The sequence below is a fragment of the Nocardiopsis chromatogenes YIM 90109 genome, assembly GCF_000341185.1.
GTDB lineage: Bacteria > Actinomycetota > Actinomycetes > Streptosporangiales > Streptosporangiaceae > Nocardiopsis_A > Nocardiopsis_A chromatogenes.
This window is the reverse complement of sequence record NZ_ANBH01000086.1, coordinates 1-19,375: the sequence shown is the minus strand read 5'-3', so window position 1 is coordinate 19,375 and position 19,375 is coordinate 1. Positions and strand designations below refer to the sequence as shown.

Genomic DNA, 19,375 nt, shown 5'->3' with positions numbered 1-19,375 from the left:
CGGGGGCCCCGGGGCCCGCCGACGGGCGGCCTGCGGCCCCTCAGGCCTTGCGGGCCGCCTCGTCGGAGGCGGCGGCGCCGCCGTCCGCCGGGTCGGGCGCCTGCGCCTGCGCGGGCTCGGCCCCCTGGGCGGCCTTCGCCTGCTCGGCGCGCTTGGCCTGCTGGGCCTTGATCTGCTCCTGGATCTCCTTGGGCACGGTGATCGTCAGCATCTCCCGCGGCGGCACCGGGTCGTCCCCGCGCACCACCACGATCTTCTGGAAGACCTCTTCGACCTTGGCCATGACCTCGGGCTTGACCGCGCCCTCGCCGCGGATCACCCCGCGCAGCACCCACCGGGGCCCGTCCACCCCGATGAACCGCATGGGCTGGCCGAGCTGCCGCCCCTCCTCGTCCTTCTTGCCCTGCACCGGCACGACCGCGCGCAGCTCCGGGCCGAACGCTCCGTCGAACGGCTGGACCTTGCCGCCCTGCTTGGTGATCTGCTCGACGAGCTCCTCACGCATCTCGTCCCACAGGCCGCTGGTCTTGGGGGCGGCGAACGCCTGCACCTGCACCATGGAGGGCCCATCGATCAGGCTCACCCCGATGATCCGGTTCTCCGGCGTCATGTCGAAGCGGATCTGGGTGCGCTCCCCCACCGGGACCCGCAGGCACCCCAGGTCGACCCTGGGGTACTCGGGCACCTCCTCGGAGGGGTCCCAGGGCCCGAGCACGCGGTGCCGGTCGGCGTCCTTCTCCGGCTCAACGGCGGGTGCCGCACCCGCGGGGGACTCCTCCACCGCGTCGGCGCCGGTCTTCTCGCTCTTCCTGCGGCGTCCGAACACGCCTCACACCTCTCCCGTCATCTGTCCCCGGCCGCGAAACCGCCGGTGGACCCGAACCCGCCCCGGCCGCGCCGGGAGTCGGGAAGCTCATCCGCCTCGGCGAACACCGCGCGCTCGACCCGCTGGACCACCAATTGGGCGATCCGGTCGCCGCGGGACAGCTTGACCGCATCATCCAGGTCGGTGTTGATCAGCGTCACCTTGATCTCGCCGCGGTACCCGGCGTCCACCGTGCCGGGGGCGTTGACCAGGGTGACACCGCACCGGGCGGCCAGCCCCGAGCGGGGGTGCACGAACGCGGCGTACCCGTCCGGGAGCGCCAGGGCGATCCCGGTGCGCACGGTGGCGCGCTCACCGGGGCCGAGCCGCACGTCCTCGGCGCTGACCAGGTCGGCGCCGGCGTCGCCCGGATGGGCGTAGGAGGGCAGCGGCAGGTCGGGGTCGAGGCGGCGGACGGGCACCGTCAGGGGCGCCCGGCCGCCGCGGCCGTCGGTACTGGGGTCCTCGTTGCTCACATCCGCCGAGCCTACTCCGCGGCCGGGGGGAGGGTCACCTCCACGGAGAGCTCCTCGGCGTCGCTCTCCTCGAAGTCCAGGGCGGCGGCCCGGCCCGCGGCGCGGATGTCGCCCTCGGCGACCCGGGCGCGGGCGACGTGCTTGCCGCGCACGGCCACCCGCTCCACCTCGGCGCGCATCGACAGCTTCGCCTCGGACTTGGCCTTGCGCACCGCGCGCAGCACGGCGGAGGCGGCCTCCAGGACGGCCGGGTCGCCGTCGCCCGCGGCGGCGCGCACCTCGGCGGCCTGCGGCCAGGCGGCGGCGTGCACCGAGCCCTCGCGCCACCAGGACCACACCTCTTCGGCGGTGAACGGCAGGAACGGAGCGAACAGCCGCTGGATCACCGACAGGGCCTGGAGCAGGGCGGCGCGGGCCGAGGCGCTCTCGGCGGTGCCCTCCTCGTAGGCGCGGGCCTTGACCAGCTCCAGGTAGTCGTCGCAGAACTCCCAGAAGAACCGCTCGGCCCGCTCCAGGGCGCGGGTGTGGTCGTAGGCCTCGAACGCGGCGGTGGCGTCCTCGACGACCTCAGCCAGGGCCGCCAGCATGGCCCGGTCCAGCGGCTGTGTGACCGCCTCGGGCCGGTCGGCGGCGTCCTCTCCGGCGACCGACAGCGCGAACTTGGTCGCGTTGAGGATCTTGATGCTCAGCCGGCGCCCGACCTTCATCTGCCCCTCGTCCAGGGCGGTGTCGGTGCCCAGGCGCCCGCTGGCCGCCCAGTACCGGATCGCGTCCGAGCTGTAGCGCTCCAGCAGGTCGAGCGGGGTGACGACGTTGCCCTTGGACTTGGACATCTTCTTGCGGTCCGGGTCGAGGATCCACCCGGAGATCGCCGCGGTGCGCCAGGGCAGGCAGCCGTTCTCGAACTCGGCCCGCACCACCGTGGAGAACAGCCAGGTGCGGATGATGTCCTGGCCCTGGGGGCGCAGGTCCATCGGGAAGACGCGGGAGAACAGGTCCTCGTCGCGCTCCCAGCCCCCGGCGATCTGCGGCGACAGCGACGAGGTGGCCCAGGTGTCCATGATGTCGGGGTCGCCGGTGAACCCGCCGGGTCGGCCGCGCTGCTCCTCGGTGTACCCGGCCGGGGCCTCGGAGCTGGGGTCGACCGGCAGGGCCGCCTCGTCGGGGACGATGGGCTCCTCGTAGCGCGGGTTGCCGTCGCCGTCGAGCGGATACCAGACGGGGAAGGGCACGCCGAAGAACCGCTGGCGGCTGATGAGCCAGTCGCCGTTGAGGCCCTCGACCCAGTGCTCGTAGCGCGAGCGCATGTGGTCGGGGTGCCACTGCAGCTCGCGGCCGCGCGCCAGCAGGCGGTCGCGCACGTCGGCGTCGCGCCCGCCGTTGCGGATGTACCACTGGCGGGTGGTGACGACCTCGAGGGGCTTGTCGCCCTTCTCGTAGAACTTCACCGGCCGGGTGGTGGGGGTGGGCTCGCCGACCAGGTCGCCGGACTCGCGCAGCATCTCCACCATGCGCTCGCGGGCGGTGTGCACCGTGGCCCCGGCGAGCCGGGCGTAGGCCTCGCGCGCGGCCCCGGAGTCGATGCCCGGCGGCGGGTCGGAGATGATGCGCCCGTCCCAGCCGACGATCGGCCGGGTCTCCAGCTGCAGCTCGCGCCACCAGGTGACGTCGGTGGTGTCGCCGAAGGTGCAGATCATGGCGATGCCGGAGCCCTTGTCGGGCTCGGCCAGCCAGTGCGACTTCACCGGCACCTCCACCCCGAACACCGGGGAGGTGACCGTGCCGCCGAACAGGTCCCGGTAGCGCTCGTCGTCGGGGTGGGCCACCAGGGCGACGCAGGCCGGGATCAGCTCGGGCCGGGTGGTCTCGATGTGCACCGGGGTGCCGTCGGGGCGGTGGAAGGCGACCTTGTGGTAGGCGCCGGTGCGCTCCCGGTCCTCCAGCTCGGCCTGGGCGACGGCGGTGCGGAAGGTGACGTCCCACAGGGTGGGCGCCTCGGCCATGTAGGCCTCGCCGCGGGCGAGGTTGCGCAGGAACGCCCGCTGCGCCGCGGCGCGGGAGCCGTCGTCGATGGTGGCGTAGGTGTGGGTCCAGTCCACGCTCAGGCCCATGCGGCGCCACACGCTCTCGAAGACCTTCTCGTCCTCGGCGGTGAGGCGCTCGCACAGCTCGATGAAGTTGCGGCGGGAGACGGGGACCTGGCGCTTGGGGTCGGGCTTGGCCGGCGGGGTGAAGTCCGGGTCGTACGGGATCGACGGGTCGCAGCGCACGCCGTAGTAGTTCTGCACCCGGCGCTCGGTGGGCAGGCCGTTGTCGTCCCAGCCCATCGGGTAGAACACCGACTTGCCGCACATCCGCCGGTAGCGGGCGACCAGGTCGGTGTGGGTGTAGGAGAAGGCGTGGCCGATGTGCAGCGACCCCGAGACCGTGGGCGGCGGGGTGTCGATCGAGAAGATCTCGTCGCGGCTCTTGGTGCGGTCGAAGCGGTAGACGCCGGACTCGTCCCAGACGTCTACCCACTTCGCCTCGATACCGTCGAGCGAGGGCTTGTCGGGCACGCGGAAGGAACGAGAGCGGTTGGTCATGGGGCAATGGTATTGGCTCTGAGGCCCTGCTCGCTCCCGGTTTCCGGCGCTCCGGGGGCGGTGTGGGGCAACGCGCCCCCGCCGGGCGGCGGCGGCCGGGCGGCGCGTGGAAGGATGGGCCGGACGACGGTGTTCAGGGGGTGGTGCTCGGATCATGGCCATAGAAGGCACCGGCGGTGTCATGTCCATCGCAAGGCCGCTGTGTTTTCCGAGAAGCAGCGGAGTCGGCCTGGGCGCGCTGTCGACTGATGAGAACGCAGCGAGGGGCGTGCCTGGGCGCCGCGCAGTAGGCCGTGATCCGAGCACCACCCCCTGACCGCACCGAAACGACCGATGGAGAGCGACCGGTACCCACATGGCTAAGAAAGACGGTGACATCGCGGCGCAGATCGTCGGCGGCGTCGCGGCGCTCGCGGCCGGCTTCGCCGCACGCAAGGCGCTGACCTTCGCCTGGACCCAGGCGACCGGCAAGGAGCCGCCGACCGACCCCGAGTCCCTCGACGTCGGCCTGGGCGAGGCCCTGGGCTGGGCGGTGCTGACCGGCGTCGGCATGGAGGTGGCCCGCGTGCTGGCCGTGCGCGCCACCCACAAGCGCATGATGCCCCGCGAGGCCCGCCAGGCCCTCGAGGAGGCCTGAGCGCCCCGGCGGCGGGGTCCGCTCCGGGCCCCGCCGCACCGTTGCCGCCGCCGGCCGGGCGAACCCTGCGTCCGACCCGCGCCCTACTCCCCCTGCTCCACGGCCCTCTGGTCGCCTCCCAGGGCGCCGGAGCCGCGCCCCGGCCCCACGGCGGTCCGCGCCAGGTCCTTGCGGACCGCCCTGCCCAGGCTCAGGGTCGCCGTGCGGTTGAGGGTCCCGCCCGCGAGGGCGCCGGTCAGGTACGGGCCGAGCGTGGTCAGGTGCCGCCCCAGCACCCGCATGAGGCGCTTGCGCAGCGCCACCTTCGCCGCCGCCCCCAGGACCGCGGTGACCGACTCCCCGGCCGACAGCGGGTCGATGCCCCGGCGGTAGGCCCAGGACTGCACGTACCCGGCGTGGCGCCGCACCGCTCCCCCGTCGGCGCGCGCCCCGTACACCTCGTGCAGTTCACCGATCAGCTTCACCTCCACCGCGGCGACCACCACCGTCTCGGCCACCAGCTGGGCGGGGGCGGTCAGCAGCAGCGGCGGGGCGGCGAACTGGGCGGCGGCCAGCGCCCCTCCCGCGGCGCCGACCGCGGTGGTGGTGTTGGCGGCGTTGCGCACCAGCGCGTCGGCCAGCTCCTCGCCGGTCAGCCCCTTGTGGTGGCGGGCCAGGGTCTCCAGGTCGCGGACGGGGATGCGGGGGGCGATGTCGTCGGCGAACACGTCGGCCAGCCAGCGCCCGCCCGCCGCGCCGCGCACCCCGGCCGCACGCGCCCCCTGCCCCAGGGCGCGGGCCAGGCGGGCGATCAGCCCGGCCCGGCGGCGCGGATCGGCGCCGTCGTCGGCGACGATGGCGCCGACGAGTTCCCCCACGTCCTCGCGCCCGGCGGGCACCAGGTCGGTGCCGGGGCGCGGCTCAGGCCCCGGGTCCGTGCTCGGGTCGGCGGCCATGGGCGTCCTCCTCGGCCTCGTGGAACCGCCGGGCGCCTCGGGCGCCGCGGGCGCGGCGCGGGCGCTCCGGTGGTCCGCAGCGTTCCTCAGAGGGGGCCAACGATCCGGCGGCGGCCGGAATTCCCCCTAGACAAAGGCGATGCGCCCCCTGGGCGGGGACGCATCGGCGGTGTGGTTGCCCGCCGGCCGGCGAGGCGCCGAGGAGGGGGTGGTGCCCCCTTCAGACGCACTCCTTGCAGACGAGCTGGCCCTTCCGCTCCTCGGCGAGCTGGCTGCGGTGGTGCACCAGGAAGCAGCGCGAGCAGGTGAACTCGTCGGCCTGGCGCGGGAGCACGCGGACCGCGAGCTCCTCGCCGGACAGGTCGGCGCCGGGCAGTTCCATGCCCTCGGCGACCTCGTCGGGGTCGACGTCGATGGTGCTGGTGCCCTTGTCGACCCGCCGGGCCTGCAGCTCCTGCAGGCTGTCCTCGCTCATGTCCTCGTCGGTCTTGCGCGGGCTGTCGTAGTCGGTGGCCATTCTGGTTGCTCCATCCCCCTCAGTTCTCTGCCTCGTCGCGCGGGTGTAACGCTTGAGACCCGAATCTTGTGCCCGGTTCAGCCGGAAAATTCCGGCGGCGTAAGAGGACTGTGACCCCTCCCGGGTGTCCTCACACCGGATGGCGACAGAGGTTGGCCGGACCCGGCCGCGCGCGGCGCGCCCCGGTACGGCCTCCTGACTGTGCTACCCAACGCCCGAACGTTTCCGACCCATTCCCGCGGCCGCTTCCGGCGCGTGCACAACAGCGGGTCGATGCGTGCATCGCACGAGGTAGCGGCGGCAACTCCCACGCGGGGCGGAGTTCCCCGCGTGTTCACGCCCGGGGAAGCTTACCCACCACTGCAAGCCGCTCGGACCCGGGGTGGTCGTGTCGTCGGACACGTATAGATATCACGCCGCCGGGAGGGGTCGCAGCCGGTTACACACCCGCCTGTTCGCGGCCCGCGGCGGGGAAGGAGACGGTGACGACCAGGCCGCCGCCGGCGCGGGGCCACACGCTGACGCTGCCGCCGTGGGCGCGCACCACCGAGCGGACGATGGACAGGCCCAGCCCGGCGCTCTTGCCGGAGGCCACCCGGTTGCCGGTGGAGCGGCGGAAGGGCTCGAACAGGCCCTCGATCTCGTAGGCGGGCACGACGGGGCCGGAGTTCTCCACCTGGATGGCGGGGAAGCCCTCGTACATGCCGCTGCGCACGGTGATCTCGCCGTTCTCGGTGTTGTACCGCAGGGCGTTCTCCACCAGGTTGCCCACCAGGCGCTCCAGCAGCACCGGGTCGCCGGTGACGCGCGCGGCGCGCAGGTCGGTGCGGACCTGGAGGCCGGAGGCGTCCAGGTCGCCGGAGAGCTGGCTGAGCACCGACTCGGTCAGCTCGCCCATGTCGACCAGGGTGCGCACCTCCAGCTCCCGGTCGCTCTTGGCGAGGAAGAGCAGGCCGTCGATGAGGCGCTCGTGGCGGGAGTTGGTCTCCAGCAGGGTGCGCCCCACGGTCTTGAGGTCGGCGGAGGCCTCGGGGTCGCTGAGGGCGACCTCCAGCAGGGTGCGGTTGATGGCCAGCGGCGTGCGCAGCTCGTGGGAGGCGTTGGCGACGAAGCGGCGCTGCCCGTCGAAGGCGCGGTCCAGCCGCTCCAGCATCGCGTCGAAGGTGTCGGCGAGCTCGCGGATCTCGTCGTCGGGCCCGCCCAGGGCGATGCGCTCGTGCAGGGAGCGCTCGGACAGGCGGCGGGCGGTGCGGGTGATCTTCTGCAGCGGCGACAGCGCCCGCCCGGCCACCGCGTACCCCAGGCCCACCGCGAGCAGGCCGACCACCACCAGGGCCAGCACCGACCAGCGGGTGAGCGAGGCCAGGACCGCCTCGATGAAGCTGTTCTTCATCTGCTCGGCCTGGGCGATGCTGATGTCGTCGGCGGGTTTGAAGGTGAGCCCGCCCAGCACCCCGGCGACGATGATGTAGTTCAGCAGCACCAGCAGCGACCCGGCGGCGAAGAACAGCATCCCGTAGATGAGGGTGAGCCGCGCCCGCAGGCTCATGTTGTCGGTGAAGCGGTGCAGCCCCTCGGTGACCTGCCCGCCCAGGTTGTTCCCGGCGGGCGGGGTCTGCGGGGAGGCGGGCTGGGGGCTCAGCCGCCGCCAGGTCCCGGTCTCGCCGGGCGGGGTGGCCGGGACCTCCCCCTCGGGGACCGCGGCCACCGGGTCGGTCGCGGGCCCCTGCCGCCCGGCGTCGCCGCTGCTCACAGCCGGTACCCCGCGCCGGGGACGGTGTGCACGATGGGCGGCTCGCCGAGCTTCTTGCGCAGGGTCATCACGGTGACCCGCACGACGTTGGTGAAGGGGTCGGCGTTCTCGTCCCAGGCCTTCTCCAGCAGGCCCTCGGCGCTGACCACGGTGCCGTTGGCGCGCATGAGCACCTCCAGCACGGCGAACTCCTTGGGCGTGAGCGGGATGTCCCGGCCGTCGCGCTCGACGGTGTGGTTGGCCGGGTCCAGGACGATGCCGTTGCGCTTGAGGACCGGGGGCAGCGGCGGGGCGGCGCGGCGGGCCAGCGCCCGCACGCGCGCCACCAGCTCGGCGAAGGCGAAGGGCTTGGCCATGTAGTCGTCGGCGCCCAGGCTGAGCCCCTCGACCTTGTCCTCCAGCTGGCCGGAGGCGGTGAGCATGAGGATGCGGCCGTTGTAGCTCTTGTCCACCAGGGCGCGGGCCACGTCGTCGCCGTGCACGCCGGGCAGGTCGCGGTCGAGGATCACCACGTCGTAGTCGTTGACCCCGGCGTGCTCCAGGGCGCTGTCGCCGTCGTAGGCGACGTCGACGGCCATGGACTCGCGCCGCAGGCCCACGGCGATGGTGTCAGCGAGGACCTGCTCGTCCTCGACCACAAGTACGCGCACAGCCGTCCTTCTCCTCGCGGCACCCGATGAAAAAGGCCGCTGCCGGCGCATCCCCCAACACACCGGCAGCGGCGTCTGTGGTCCCCGGCCGCGCTCTGCCGTTATCGCACGGCCCGGATAAGGGCGGAGTAAGCCCGCCCGCCGCCAACGTAGGGGCGGCTCGTCCGTGCGGCAAACCGCGGCTGCCGCCGGGGAACGGAAGTACGGGGCCCGGCCCCGTCCCCCAACGGGACCGGGCCACCGTTTTCCCCCTGTGCGGGAGCCCTTACCGGCGCATCCCCCAACCGCCGGCAAGGGCTGTTCACCCCGCACATCTCGAATCTGACACATACAGAATAAGAAACAAGTAAGCGGTGGCGCGAACGGCCCGATGTGCTGTAGGACACCCGCCGTGCCCGAATCCCCTGGTGGCGGGGGCCCGCGCCGCCGGGCGCGGCCGCGGTTCCGCTCCGCCGCCCGGACAGGCGTGACGCGAAAGGGGTACCCGGGTGCGCGGCCTCACACACCCCTGGGATGATCGATCAGGAGGCGGGCCCCGGGCCCGACGGCCACCGGCACCTTCCATCACGGATCGATCACGCCCCACAGTAGGGGTTTCACCGGACCGGAGGGGCGGGTATGGCCTGAAGCCGCAGGCGCCCGCCATCCCCGAGAGGCGGGACGCCGTTCCGCCAGCGCGTTCCGGACCCGCACCGCGGGCCGGGGCGCATCCGCCGTGTCACAGCGCAGTGACCCGGAGCAATACCGGACGTGCTTTTAGAGTGAGGTGAACATGGGCGAGTTCCTCGCGGAGATCAACGGCCGCATCACTGAGACCTACACGTCGCTTCAGGCGGCCCGCGCGGCCGGCGACGACTTCCTGGCCGAGATGCACTCCTCTGAGCTCGAAGACCTCAAGCGCATCGCCGCCCGGAACGGTGTCAACGCCGACTGCGCCTGACCCCGATCCCCCAGGACCGCACGGCCGGCCGCGGATTCCCGCGGCCGGCCGCCGCATGTCCGGGGCGGCCTTCGTGCGTGCGGCGGCATCCGCGCCGCTCTCGGGCGAACCGGCCCTACCGGCGCGGTTCTGGGCGCCGTGCCCCGCAAGGCCCGTGACAGAGCCGACCGGCGGGCCGTCGGCCGACGACGGCGCGGCGAGGGTCGCGCCCGCCGTCGCGCAGCAGGTCGTGATCCACGCACCGCGCCCTGGATCGCTGAGGGGAGCTGATGGGAATCGTGTGCCCCGTTCAGCGGTCGCTGATGGCCGACGACCGCTGAACGGGGCCCGGATCAGCCGGTAGCGCCGAACCGCGGCGTTGAGCACGCAGATCCTCTGGCACACCCCGGTCGGCGCACACCGGCCAATGGCGTTCCCCGCCGTGTCCGCAGCCGTTTCAGAGCCCTTCCGAGCACCACACCTAGGCCGGGCCGTCGGTGTCGGCGCCCAGGGGCTCCAGCATCGCGTGCAGGCTCTCGAACAGACCGGGCCCCGCCGCGATGGTCAGCTCGCCGCTGGGCGGCGCCCCGTGCAGGCCCTCCACACGCAGCCCCGCCTCCCGGGCCACCAGGCACGCCGCAGCCCAGTCCCACGGATTGAGGCCGCGCTCGTAATAGGCGTCGGCACGCCCGCGCGCCAGCGAGCAGATGTCGATCGCCGCCGACCCGCCCCGCCGGATGTCGCGCACCCGGGGCAGCACCGACCGCAGCACCTCGGCCTGGTGGGCGCGGCGCTGGGGGTCGTAGCCGAACCCGGTCGCCACCAGCGCGAACGCCGGTTCGGGCGCAGGGCCCGCGCGCAGCGGCGCGCCGTTGCAGAACGCCCCGGCCCCCAGCACCGCGGTGTAGGTGTCGCCCAGGCGGGGCGCGACCACCGCACCGGCGACGATCCGCCCGCCCGACTCGGCGGCGATGCTCACCGCCCACTCCTCGCGCCCGTACAGGTAGTTGACGGTGCCGTCGATGGGGTCGACGATCCAGCGCACCCCGCCGTCGGCACCGGCCTCCTCGCCGCCCTCCTCGCCGAGCACCGCGTCACCGGGCCGGGCCTGGAGCAGGCGCTTGCGGATCAACTCCTCGACCCGCCGGTCCATCTCGGTGACCACGTCGGTCGGGGTGCTCTTGGTGTCGAGCACCCCGATGCCCTCCTGCCCCTCGGCGGCGGCCCGGCCCGCCTCGGCGGCGGTGCGCTCGGCCAGCTCGGCCAGCGCGTGCGGGTCGGCCGCGGGCGCGGCCCCCTCCTCGGCTGCCATGCACGTCCCCCCAGATTCGTCGTGCTCCGCCCGGCCCCCTACAGGTGCTCGGGCCGCTTCCATTCCTTGCCCAGCACGTGGTGGTCGAGGAAGGCGAACACCGTCTCGTACCAGACCGCGATGTTGCCGGGCGTGAGGATCCAGTGGTTCTCCGTCGGGAAGTAGAGGAACTTGGCGTCCACCTCCCGGCGCATCAGGTCCCACCAGAGCTGCAGGCCCTGGCCGATGGGGACCCGGTAGTCCTTGTCGCCGTGGATGACGAGCACCGGGGTGCGCACGCCGTCGGCCGAGCGGTGCGGAGAGGCCGCCCGGTAGCGCTCCGGCGAGGTGTCGGGGTCGCCGAACTCGGCGGTCCAGGCCGGCGGCATGTCGGTGGAGGAGCTGAAGGACTCCAGGTCCCACAGCGAGGCGTGGGTGACGACCGCCTTGAAGCGGTCGGTGTGCCCGGCCACCCAGTTGGCCATGTAGCCGCCGAAGGAGCCGCCCATCGCGGCGGCGCGCTCGCCGTCGACGTCGTCGCGGGCCGCGGCGGCGTCGACGGCCGCCATCAGGTCGGCGAAGGTGCGCGGCCCCCAGGTCCCCCAGGCGCGGCGGAGCATGTCCTGGCCGTAGCCGGTGGACAGGGCGGGGTCGGGCAGCAGGACGGCGTAGCCGCGGGCGGCGAGCAGCCACGGGTTCCACCGCCAGGACCAGCCGTTGAAGCTCATGTAGGGGCCGCCGTGGATCCACAGCAGCAGCGGCGCCGGGGAGTCGCCGGAGGCCTCCTCGGGCAGCACCAGCCAGGACCGCACGCGGGTGCCGTCGTCGGCCTCGGCCTCCACCTCGGTGAGCCGCCCGGGGACCTGCAGCGGCAGGTCGGGGGCGGGCAGGCGGACGGGGCGCCCGTCCTCGGCGGCCGGGTCCAGGCGCACCGGTGTGGGCGGCTCGTCCCAGGAGTCGCGCAGGGCGTAGAGCGCGGCGCCGTCGCGGGCGGGCTGCAGCGCGCTGTAGGCGCCGTCGTCGCCGGTGACGCGGGTCAGGCGGGAGGTGTCCAGGTCGAGGCGGAAGACGGGGCGGCGGCCGTTCTCGTCGGCGATGAAGAACAGCGACCGCGAGTCGGCCGACCAGGCCGCCTCGCGCGGCCACAGCTCCGCGTCGGCCAGCACGTCGCGGCCCTCGCCGGTCGCGGCGTCGGCCACCCACAGGGTGGCGTCGCGGGGCTCGCCTCCGGGCGTGCCGTCGTAGGAGCGGATGGCGGCGACGGAGCGGCCGTCCGGGGAGAAGGAGGGCGAGGAGAAGTCGCGCTCGGGGTCCTGGGCGAGGACGCGGGTGGCACCGGTGGCGGTGTCCACGGCCACGAGCCGCTCGTTCGGCCGGGAGGCGGGGCCCATGGCCGTCCAGACCGTGACAGCGGTCCGGCCGTCCGGGGAGACGTCGAAGTCGGCGTCCAGCAGCGCCTTGCCGGGCTCCGGGGTCAGGTCGGCGGGCTCGCCCAGAGCGGAGGAGGCGTCCTCGGGCGGCGCGGCGGCGAACAGGCGGGTCTCTCCCGGGCCCAGGTCGTGGTCCCAGTGGCGGACGGGGAAGGACTCGTGCAGGATCGCGGTGACCCCGGCGTCCTTGCGGGCCTTGCGGGCCTCCTCGTCCTCTTCGGCGCCGGTGGTGCCGGGCAGGGTGTCGGAGGCGAAGACGACGGTCCCGGCGTCGCGGGCGACGGCCACCGCCCCGATGCCGCCGGGGCGCACNGGGGGGGCCCCAGCCACAGGGCGGGCTTGTCGCCGTCCTCCTTGGACTCGGCGTCGGGGCGCTTGGAGGAGAAGAGCAGGGAGCCGTCGGGCAGGAAGGCGGGCGCGGCCTCGCCTTCGACGGACCGGGTGATGCGGCGCGGCTCCGCACGGCCCTCGGGGTCGATCTCCCACAGGGAGGTGCCGAAGGCGGAGCCGTCGGGCTTGAGGCCGCTCACCGGTGCCACCAGCCTGCGCCCGTCCGGCGAGAGGCGCAGTCCGCCCACCCGCTTGAGAGTGACGTAGTCGGACAGCTCGTACCAGGAGCGGACCATGCGCTTCCTCCCTGAAGGCCGGGAACGGACGCCACGACCCTATCCGGTATGCGGAATCGCCGACGAGGCCGGGGTTGCGCGCCGTTTCAGCGGGCCGCGGCCGAGGAACGCTGCGGGGGTAGCGGCGGTGCCGGGGCGGCGTCCGCGGCGCCTTCGGTGGTCGCGCCCGCCTGTCGGCGTGCGGGTTCCAGCCGCCCGCGACCATGCGGGCGCCGGTCACGGGCCCCGGCGCTGGGCCGGGCCCGGTACAGCACCGCGCCACTGCGGTGGCCCGGCCAGACGGTGGTTCCCCGCTCTGTTTCGTTCCGGGTGTGAGGGAGGCTCTCCGGCATGGGGAGGATGAGGGACATGCCCCAGGGGCGGGGAAGTACCCCGATGGGCTGTGTAAACGCTCCGCGGGGGCGGCGGTCGGGGCCCGCCGGGGCCCGCCGGGGCCTGGTCACACGCCCCGGAGCGCTCACGCGGGCAGGCGGGCAGCCGGGCACCGCCCCCGGGACGCTGCGCGACCGGGTCCCGCCGACCGGGTCCGAAGCAGGCTTCTCCCCGCAGGAAGAGGCCTCAGCCGAGGGCCGGGCGCTGCTTCCGAGCCCCCGATAAACCCGAAACGGGACACTTCATCGGATGTGAGCCGGTGCCGGGGCGGCCCCGGCACCGTCGCGCACCGGCCCGCTCAGCGCTTCTGCAGGCAGCAGTCGTCGGCGCCCTCGGGGCAGCCGGGAAGGTCGCTCAGGCCCACCGGCTCGGCGCCCTCGGCGCGCTCCTGCACCAGCTCGCGCACCATCCGCACAAAGCGCGGGTGGGTGCCCGGGCTCAGCGCGCGCTCGAAGGCGATGCCGAGCTTGCCCGCGGTCTCCCGCGCCTCGTGGTCGAGGTCGAACTTGACCTCCATGTGGTCGGACACGAACCCGTGCGGCACCACGACGACGGCCTCGGCGCCCTCCTTGGCGAGCTCCTCCAGGCGGTCGTTGACGTCCGGCTCCAGCCAGGGCTGGCTCGGCGGGCCGCTGCGGCTCTGGTAGACGACCTCGTAGGGGTGGCCGCCGCCGACCCGCTCGGCCACCAGTCGGGCCACCTCCTCCAGCTGGGCGACGTAGGCGCCGCCGGGGCCGTACCCCTGGCCGGGGCCGCCGCTGGCGTCGGCCATGGCGGTGGGGATGGAGTGCGCGGAGAACAGGAGGCGGGCCCCGGCGCGCTTGTCGGCGGGCAGCCGGTCCAGCGCCTGGCGGGTGTGCTCGACCAGCGGTTCGACGAAACCGGGGTGGTCGAAGAAGGGGCGGATCAGCTCGATCTCGGGGGCGTCCGGCCCGACGGCCTCGCGCGCGGCGGCGATGTCGTTCAGGTAGGCGCGGTGGCTGGAGTAGTTGCTGTAGGCGGAGGTGGCCAGGGCGACGACCCGGCGCACGCCGTCCTGGGCCATCTGCCGGACGGTGTCGGTGAGCATCGGCGCCCAGAACCGGTTCCCCCAGTAGACCGGCAGGTCCACGCCGTCGGCCGAGAAGTCGGCGCGGATCTCGGCGATCAGGTCGCGGCACTGGCCGTTGATCGGGCTGACCCCGTTGAAGAGGAAGTAGTGCTCACCGACCTCGGCGAGCCGCTCCCGGGGGATGCCGCGGCCGCGGGTGACGTTCTCCAGGAACGGGATCACCTCGTCCTCGGCCTCGGGACCTCCGAAGGAGACGAGAAGGAACGCGTCGTAGGGCCTCATGACTCCATGAAACCAGCACTTCGGCGGGGTTTCGGCCACCCCCCGCGTAACGGGTGTCACCCCCGCCGGTAGCCTCGCGGACCATGACGAACGTGATGTGGCGCACATGGTCCGGCACGCACGAGGCCCTCCCGGCCACCACGGCCACCCCCAACGGGGCCGCCGACGTCGCCGGGGCGGTGCGCTCGGCCGCCGGGCGGGGCCTGCCGGTGCGGATGGTCGGCGCCGGGCACTCCTTCACCGACGCCGCCGTCACCGACGGGGTGATGCTCTCCCCCACCGCGCTGAACCGGCTGCGCTCGGTCGACCTGGAGGCGGGCACCGCCGAGGCGGAGGCGGGGATGGTACTCAGCGACCTGAACACGGCGCTGGGGCGCCGCGGTGCGGCGCTGGCCAACATGGGCGATATCGCGGTGCAGACCCTGGCGGGGGCGATCCAGACCGGGACGCACGGCACCGGGCGCACCACCGGCGGGCTGGCCTCGCAGGTGGTCGGCATGGAGCTGGTGCGCGCCGACGGGGAGACGGTGCGCTGCTCGGCCGACCACGACCCGGACCTGTTCGGCGCGGCGCGGGTCGGCCTGGGGGCGTTCGGCGTCGTCACCGCGATGACCATGGCGGTGCGCCCGTCGTTCCTGCTGCACGCGCGCGAGGAGCCGATGCGCGTGGAGGAGGTGCTGGAGCGGCTGCCGGAGCTGCGGGCCGACAACGAGCACTTCGAGTTCTTCTGGTTCCCGCACACGGGGATGGCCAGCACCAAGCGCAACAACCCGGTGGAGGGCCCGGCGCGGCCGCTGGCGCCGTTCAAGGCGTGGCTGGACGACGAGTTCCTGTCCAACACGCTGTTCGAGCGGATCAACCGGGCGGGGCGGGCGCTGCCGTCGGCGATCCCGGCCATCAACCAGGTGAGCGCGCGGGCGCTGTCGGCGCGGGAGTACACGGACGCCTCCTACAAGGTGTTCGCGTCGCCGCGGCGGGTGAAGTTCGTGGAGATGGAGTACGCGGTCCCGGTGGAGGAGCTGCCGGGGGTGCTGCGGGAGCTGCGGTCGCTGGTGGACCGGGGCGGCCACCGGATCAGCTTCCCGGTGGAGGTGCGCTTCGCGCCCGCCGATGACGTGTGGCTCTCGACGGCGTACGGGCGGGAGACCGCGTACGTGGCGGTGCACGTGTACAAGGGGGCGCCGTACCAGCGCTACTTCGCCGACGCCGAGGCGGTGTTCACGGCGGTGGAGGGGCGGCCGCACTGGGGGAAGATGCACACCAAGGACAGGGCGTACCTGGAGCGGGTGTACCCGAGGTTCGCCGACGCGATGGAGGTCCGCGAGCGGATGGACCCTGAGCGCCGGTTCGCCAACGCCTACACCGAGCGCGTGTTCGGCCCCTGAGATCGTTGATGGGAAACCCTGTACCGGCCGCGGGCACGTCGAGGGGCGCGCGGGCAGCCGAACCCGCACTGCTCTCGGGAGAACGCCCCTCAGACCTCGCCGACGGGGTCGTTCTCCCCGAACAGCGGGACCTGAACGGAGCCTGCCCGCGCATGCTCTCCGAGACGGCGCGAGGGAGGCCCCGTCCGGGGCCTTTCGGTCCGGACGGGGCCTCCCTCGGGGGCGGGGCGGTGGCGAGGGGGCCGTCAAGCGCGCTGCGACCTCCGCCGCCATGCCCCGAAGCCGTGTCAGGGGGTGGCGCCGCTCTCGGGCACCGAGCGCTGGGGGGTCTGCTGCTGGCTGCCGGTCCCGCTCTGGCCCGATCCCGAGCCATCGGATCCGTCGCCGGAACCGTCCTGCTCCGAGCCGGTGTCGCCGCCGGTGTCCGATTCGCCCTCGGTATCGCCGCCGGTGTCACCCCCGGTATCGCCGCCGGTGTCGGTGCCCTCGTCGGTACCGTCGTCGGCGCCCTCGCCGCCGGTCTGGCCCTCGGACCCGTCGGTGCCGTCGGTGTCGGTGTCCGGCGTGGGCTGCACCCCGTCGGTCCCGCCGGTCTCCTGCTGCCCCCCGTCGTCGGTGCCCGGTGTCGGCTGCACCTGCCCGTCGTCCACCTGCTGGGTCTGGGAGGTCCCGCCGAGGATGGACGGCGACGAGTGGTCGGTCTTGCCGTGCACGGTGTCGGTCAGGCTCCGCCCGGTCAGCAGCTCGAAGACCAGGATCACCAGCATGACGCCGACGAACACGACCGCGGCCGGGATGATCAGCGCCTTGTAGCGCTGCCACCAGCCGCGCTCGTCCCCGGCCTCCGCGCCCTCGTCCCCGTCGAGCGGGTCGGCGCCGTCGGGGGCGGCGCCGGAGAGGCTCGGTAGGGCGCGTGTGGCCTCGGGGTCCCCGACGCCGCCCAACGCCCGGGTAGGCGCGTCGGCCGCGTCCTGCGCCTGAGTGGGGGCACCGGCCCCGTCCCCGGGGCCGTCCGCCGGGCGGTGGCCGGATCCGGCCGCGGTCGTCCGGGCGGCGCCCCCGTGCCCTTCGGCGGCCGCGCGGGCCGCGCCCTGCACGCGTGCACCGTGCAGGGTCATCCCGGCGCGGGCCGCCGCCTCCTTGGCCTTGTCCTGGCTGCGCTCCAGCCAGTGCTGGGTGATGGCGGTGCCCGCGGTGCTGAGCACACTCATCACGGCGGCACCGAAGATGGTGCCGTAGACGCCGAGGAACGACGCGGCGGTGGCGGCCGTCAGCGTGGCCACACCGCCCGCGATCACCTGCGGCATGCTCAGGTTGATGCGTCGGTTGCCGCCGTCGCCGTCCCCGGAGTCCTTGTAGTCCTTGCCGTCGTCGCCGCCGCCGTCGGCGGCCGCACGTGCGCGCGCGCCGTGGCGCGCGCCCTCATCGGGCTCGGCCATCCTCCCCCCTCTGTACGCCGCGCAGGGCGGCGCTCCCCCGTCGGATCGCTGGGTCCGGGCCGGTCGGCGCCGCCCCCTGCGGCGCCCGACTCCCGACCCATATCCGGACAACCTACGCGAATCCCATCTAAGCTCTTGTTAAGGCGCGGCATTGAATACATCACCCCGCGGTCACGGTGCGCGTGTCGATTTGGCACCCGCGTCGCCCGCCCCACCCGTGGCCTCATGGTCCGCAGCGGGCGCGCGGGTTAGCATCACCCGCAGGAGGATGCCGACCGACGACCGGAGCGCGCACGCCGCACGTCCCCTCCCACATGCCAAGATTGGCTCTGGGCACGCCCGGGCGCCGGTGGCCGGCGCACGGAGGCCCACGGTTCGGACATGCCGGGCGGGGTACTGGCCGAACACCCGGATGCCGAACAGACTGGGAACGCGGGGGATGGCTGAGGACCCACCCTCGACGGGAAGCGCGAAAGGGAGGGCGATGCAGGAGCTTCGCCTGGTGGCCGTGAGCGAGGACGGCACCTACCTGGTGCTGGCGAGCGCCGGCCGCGGTACCCGTTTCACGCTGCCCGTCGACGACCGTCTCCGCGCCGCCGTCCGCGGCCAGTTCTCCCGGCTCGGCCAGTACGAGATCGAAGTGGAGAATCCGTTGCGCCCCAAGGAAATCCAGGCCCGGATCCGCTCTGGAGAGACGGCGGAGGCGATCGCCGAGCTCGCCGGCATCCCCATCGAGCGCGTCCGCTGGTTCGAGGGCCCGGTCCTGCAGGAGCGCGAGTTCATGGCGCAGCAGGCGCAGCGGGCCTCCGTGCGCGGTCCCGGGGACACCGCGCCCGGCCCCGCGCTGGGCGACCTGGTCTCCGAACGGGTGGGACCGCACCAGCTGGAGACCGGCGAGGCGGTCTGGGACGCCTGGAAGCGCGAGGACGGGAGCTGGCACGTGAAGCTGGCCTTCCTGCTGGACGGGCAGGAGCGCCTGGCGCACTGGGTGTTCGAGCCCCGGCGGCGCACGGTCGTGCCGGTCGACGACGAGGCGGCGCGCTTCTCCGACCCGTCCGCGGGCGGCGTGTCCGGCGACGGCGGGGCGACGGTCACCCCGTTCGTGCCGCGCCGCCAGGGGGCCCACGAGCCCGCCGCCCGGACCGACGGGCCGCTGGCCAGACCCGGGGCCGAGGAGCCCGCCCCACAGCGTTCCGCGCAGGCCCCGGCCGACCCCCCGCAGCACCAGGCCCCGCCCCCGGCGGAGGCGCCCCCGGCAGCCGCCCGGGAGGAGACGGCCCCGGCCGGACCCGCCGAGCGGCCCGCCGCCCGGGCCCACACGGCGCCGACCGAGCGCGCACTGACCGAGACCGAGCGGGCCTTCACCCGGACCGGCCGCGAACGCGCGGTCCCGGGGGCCGACCGGTCGGCCCCCGGCGCCGACCCGGCCCTCCCGGGCAACGTGCCCCCGCGCCCCGGGCGCGAGCGCCCGGCCCAGGAGCCCGAGCAGGCGTTCCCGGAGTCCGGCCCCGCCTACCCCGCGGCCGAGCGCGCGTACCCCGGGGCCGACCCGGGCGCGCCGGGTACCGACCGGACGGTCCCACGGGACGAGCCCGCGGCTGAGCGCACCGGCGAACGCCGGGACGACCGCATGCCTGAGCGCCCGGTCGAGCGCGCAGCACAGGTCGGGCCCGAGGACGACGTGCTCCCTTCCGCCCCGGACCGCCGAAGCGAGCCCGCGGCGGAGGCGCAGGCGCCCCCGCGCGAGCGCGCCGAGCGCACCGACAGGGGCGAGAGAGGCGAGCGGACGGCGCGCCCGCGCCCGTCGATGGGGCCCGCGATCCCGGAATCGGGGACGCGCAGACCCACCGAGCGGCCCCAGGAGCCGCGCGGCCGCACCCCGGTGACGGCACGGGCGACCGACCAGGACGACCAGAAGGGCCGTGCCTCGGGGACCGGGGACTCGGTCTCGGCGGCCGCAGCCGCCGGAGGCGGAGCCGCCCAACCCGCCAGAAAGAAGGGACGCGGCCGCCGCGCGTCGGTCCCGTCGTGGGACGAGATCATGTTCGGATCCAAGAAGCCGGAGTAGGAACGGCCGCCGGGCGTGCGCGTGGTCACCGGAGGGCGCGGCGAGGCAGAGCTGGCGCCCCACTCGCGGTCCCCGGGCGGGCGGCAGGCCGCCG

14 protein-coding genes and 1 pseudogene are annotated in these 19,375 nt (G+C 74.4%); 4 read left to right on the top strand and 11 right to left on the bottom strand.

All coding sequences use genetic code 11. The annotated features are described in order from the left end of the window. Positions 1–40: 40 nt before the first annotated feature. Genes D476_RS0108770 through valS form a run of 3 tightly spaced genes read right to left on the bottom strand, consistent with a single transcriptional unit; the run spans position 41 to position 3,926 of the window. Positions 41–826, bottom strand: coding sequence for a DUF3710 domain-containing protein (locus D476_RS0108770; RefSeq protein ID WP_017623570.1), 786 nt, complete (start codon positions 824–826; stop codon positions 41–43). A gap of 17 nt (positions 827–843) precedes the next feature. Beyond that, the gene (gene dut, locus D476_RS0108765) at positions 844–1,341 is read right to left on the bottom strand and encodes a dUTP diphosphatase (protein WP_017623569.1); all 498 of its coding nucleotides are present in this window, start codon (positions 1,339–1,341) and stop codon (positions 844–846) included. A gap of 11 nt (positions 1,342–1,352) precedes the next feature. Further along, positions 1,353–3,926 carry a valine--tRNA ligase gene (gene valS / locus D476_RS0108760; RefSeq protein ID WP_017623568.1) on the bottom strand — a complete coding sequence of 858 codons (2,574 nt, stop codon included), beginning with the start codon at positions 3,924–3,926 and terminating at the stop codon, positions 1,353–1,355. Positions 3,927–4,281: 355 nt separating this feature from the next. Between valS and D476_RS0108755 the strand changes: the two genes are divergently transcribed. Continuing rightward, complete coding sequence (locus D476_RS0108755) at positions 4,282–4,563, top strand: DUF4235 domain-containing protein (protein ID WP_017623567.1); 282 nt, start codon at positions 4,282–4,284, stop codon at positions 4,561–4,563. 83 nt (positions 4,564–4,646) lie between these two features. Here the strand turns inward: D476_RS0108755 and D476_RS0108750 are convergent, their stop codons facing one another. From D476_RS0108750 to D476_RS0108735, 4 genes are all read right to left on the bottom strand, one after another. Next, positions 4,647–5,498 (bottom strand): hypothetical protein, encoded by an 852-nt coding sequence (locus tag D476_RS0108750; RefSeq protein WP_017623566.1) that lies wholly within the window; start codon positions 5,496–5,498, stop codon positions 4,647–4,649. A 220-nt stretch (positions 5,499–5,718) separates the two neighbouring features. Continuing rightward, positions 5,719–6,015, bottom strand: coding sequence for a DUF4193 domain-containing protein (locus tag D476_RS0108745; RefSeq protein ID WP_017623565.1), 297 nt, complete (start codon positions 6,013–6,015; stop codon positions 5,719–5,721). Positions 6,016–6,454: 439 nt separating this feature from the next. Continuing rightward, entirely contained in the window at positions 6,455–7,768 is a 1,314-nt protein-coding gene (locus D476_RS0108740; RefSeq protein WP_017623564.1) for a sensor histidine kinase, read from the bottom strand. Next, a complete protein-coding gene (locus D476_RS0108735) occupies positions 7,765–8,418 on the bottom strand; it encodes a response regulator transcription factor (protein ID WP_026123357.1) in 654 nt (217 codons plus the stop codon). The genes D476_RS0108740 and D476_RS0108735 overlap by 4 nt, the downstream gene beginning before the upstream one ends. Before the next feature lie 772 nt (positions 8,419–9,190). Between D476_RS0108735 and D476_RS38215 the strand changes: the two genes are divergently transcribed. After that, the gene (locus tag D476_RS38215; protein WP_017623562.1) at positions 9,191–9,358 is read left to right on the top strand and encodes a hypothetical protein; all 168 of its coding nucleotides are present in this window, start codon (positions 9,191–9,193) and stop codon (positions 9,356–9,358) included. 460 nt (positions 9,359–9,818) lie between these two features. Here the strand turns inward: D476_RS38215 and D476_RS0108725 are convergent, their stop codons facing one another. The 3 genes and pseudogenes from D476_RS0108725 to D476_RS0108715 all read right to left on the bottom strand — a co-directional run bounded on the left by D476_RS0108725 (position 9,819) and on the right by D476_RS0108715 (position 14,389). Further along, positions 9,819–10,649: an inositol monophosphatase family protein gene (locus tag D476_RS0108725; RefSeq protein ID WP_017623561.1), complete on the bottom strand. Its 831-nt coding sequence runs from the start codon at positions 10,647–10,649 to the stop codon at positions 9,819–9,821. 38 nt (positions 10,650–10,687) lie between these two features. After that, a pseudogene (locus D476_RS32605) lies at positions 10,688–12,684 on the bottom strand (alpha/beta fold hydrolase). Positions 12,685–13,354: 670 nt separating this feature from the next. Next, positions 13,355–14,389 (bottom strand): ferrochelatase, encoded by a 1,035-nt coding sequence (locus tag D476_RS0108715; protein ID WP_017623559.1) that lies wholly within the window; start codon positions 14,387–14,389, stop codon positions 13,355–13,357. A 95-nt stretch (positions 14,390–14,484) separates the two neighbouring features. On the opposite strand from D476_RS0108715, the gene D476_RS0108710 reads away from it, so the two are divergent. After that, positions 14,485–15,774 carry a D-arabinono-1,4-lactone oxidase gene (locus tag D476_RS0108710; RefSeq protein WP_017623558.1) on the top strand — a complete coding sequence of 430 codons (1,290 nt, stop codon included), beginning with the start codon at positions 14,485–14,487 and terminating at the stop codon, positions 15,772–15,774. A 287-nt stretch (positions 15,775–16,061) separates the two neighbouring features. On the opposite strand, the gene D476_RS32600 is transcribed toward D476_RS0108710, so the two are convergent. Then, the gene (locus tag D476_RS32600; protein WP_017623557.1) at positions 16,062–17,213 is read right to left on the bottom strand and encodes a hypothetical protein; all 1,152 of its coding nucleotides are present in this window, start codon (positions 17,211–17,213) and stop codon (positions 16,062–16,064) included. 484 nt (positions 17,214–17,697) lie between these two features. On the opposite strand from D476_RS32600, the gene sepH reads away from it, so the two are divergent. After that, positions 17,698–19,281 (top strand): septation protein SepH, encoded by a 1,584-nt coding sequence (gene sepH, locus D476_RS0108700; protein WP_017623556.1) that lies wholly within the window; start codon positions 17,698–17,700, stop codon positions 19,279–19,281. Positions 19,282–19,375 lie beyond the last annotated feature (94 nt).

Bases quoted from the DNA above. Each gene is read 5' to 3' on its own strand.
- valS (WP_017623568.1), bottom strand. From the start codon at position 3,926: ATGACCAACCGCTCTCGTTCCTTCCGCGTGCCCGACAAGCCCTCGCTC.
- D476_RS32600 (WP_017623557.1), bottom strand. From the start codon at position 17,213: ATGGCCGAGCCCGATGAGGGCGCGCGCCACGGCGCGCGCGCACGTGCG.
- D476_RS0108710 (WP_017623558.1), top strand. From the start codon at position 14,485: ATGTGGCGCACATGGTCCGGCACGCACGAGGCCCTCCCGGCCACCACG.
- D476_RS0108755 (WP_017623567.1), top strand. From the start codon at position 4,282: ATGGCTAAGAAAGACGGTGACATCGCGGCGCAGATCGTCGGCGGCGTC.
- D476_RS38215 (WP_017623562.1), top strand. From the start codon at position 9,191: ATGGGCGAGTTCCTCGCGGAGATCAACGGCCGCATCACTGAGACCTAC.
- D476_RS0108750 (WP_017623566.1), bottom strand. From the start codon at position 5,498: ATGGCCGCCGACCCGAGCACGGACCCGGGGCCTGAGCCGCGCCCCGGC.
- sepH (WP_017623556.1), top strand. From the start codon at position 17,698: ATGCAGGAGCTTCGCCTGGTGGCCGTGAGCGAGGACGGCACCTACCTG.
- D476_RS0108715 (WP_017623559.1), bottom strand. From the start codon at position 14,389: ATGAGGCCCTACGACGCGTTCCTTCTCGTCTCCTTCGGAGGTCCCGAG.
- D476_RS0108745 (WP_017623565.1), bottom strand. From the start codon at position 6,015: ATGGCCACCGACTACGACAGCCCGCGCAAGACCGACGAGGACATGAGC.
- D476_RS0108725 (WP_017623561.1), bottom strand. From the start codon at position 10,649: ATGGCAGCCGAGGAGGGGGCCGCGCCCGCGGCCGACCCGCACGCGCTG.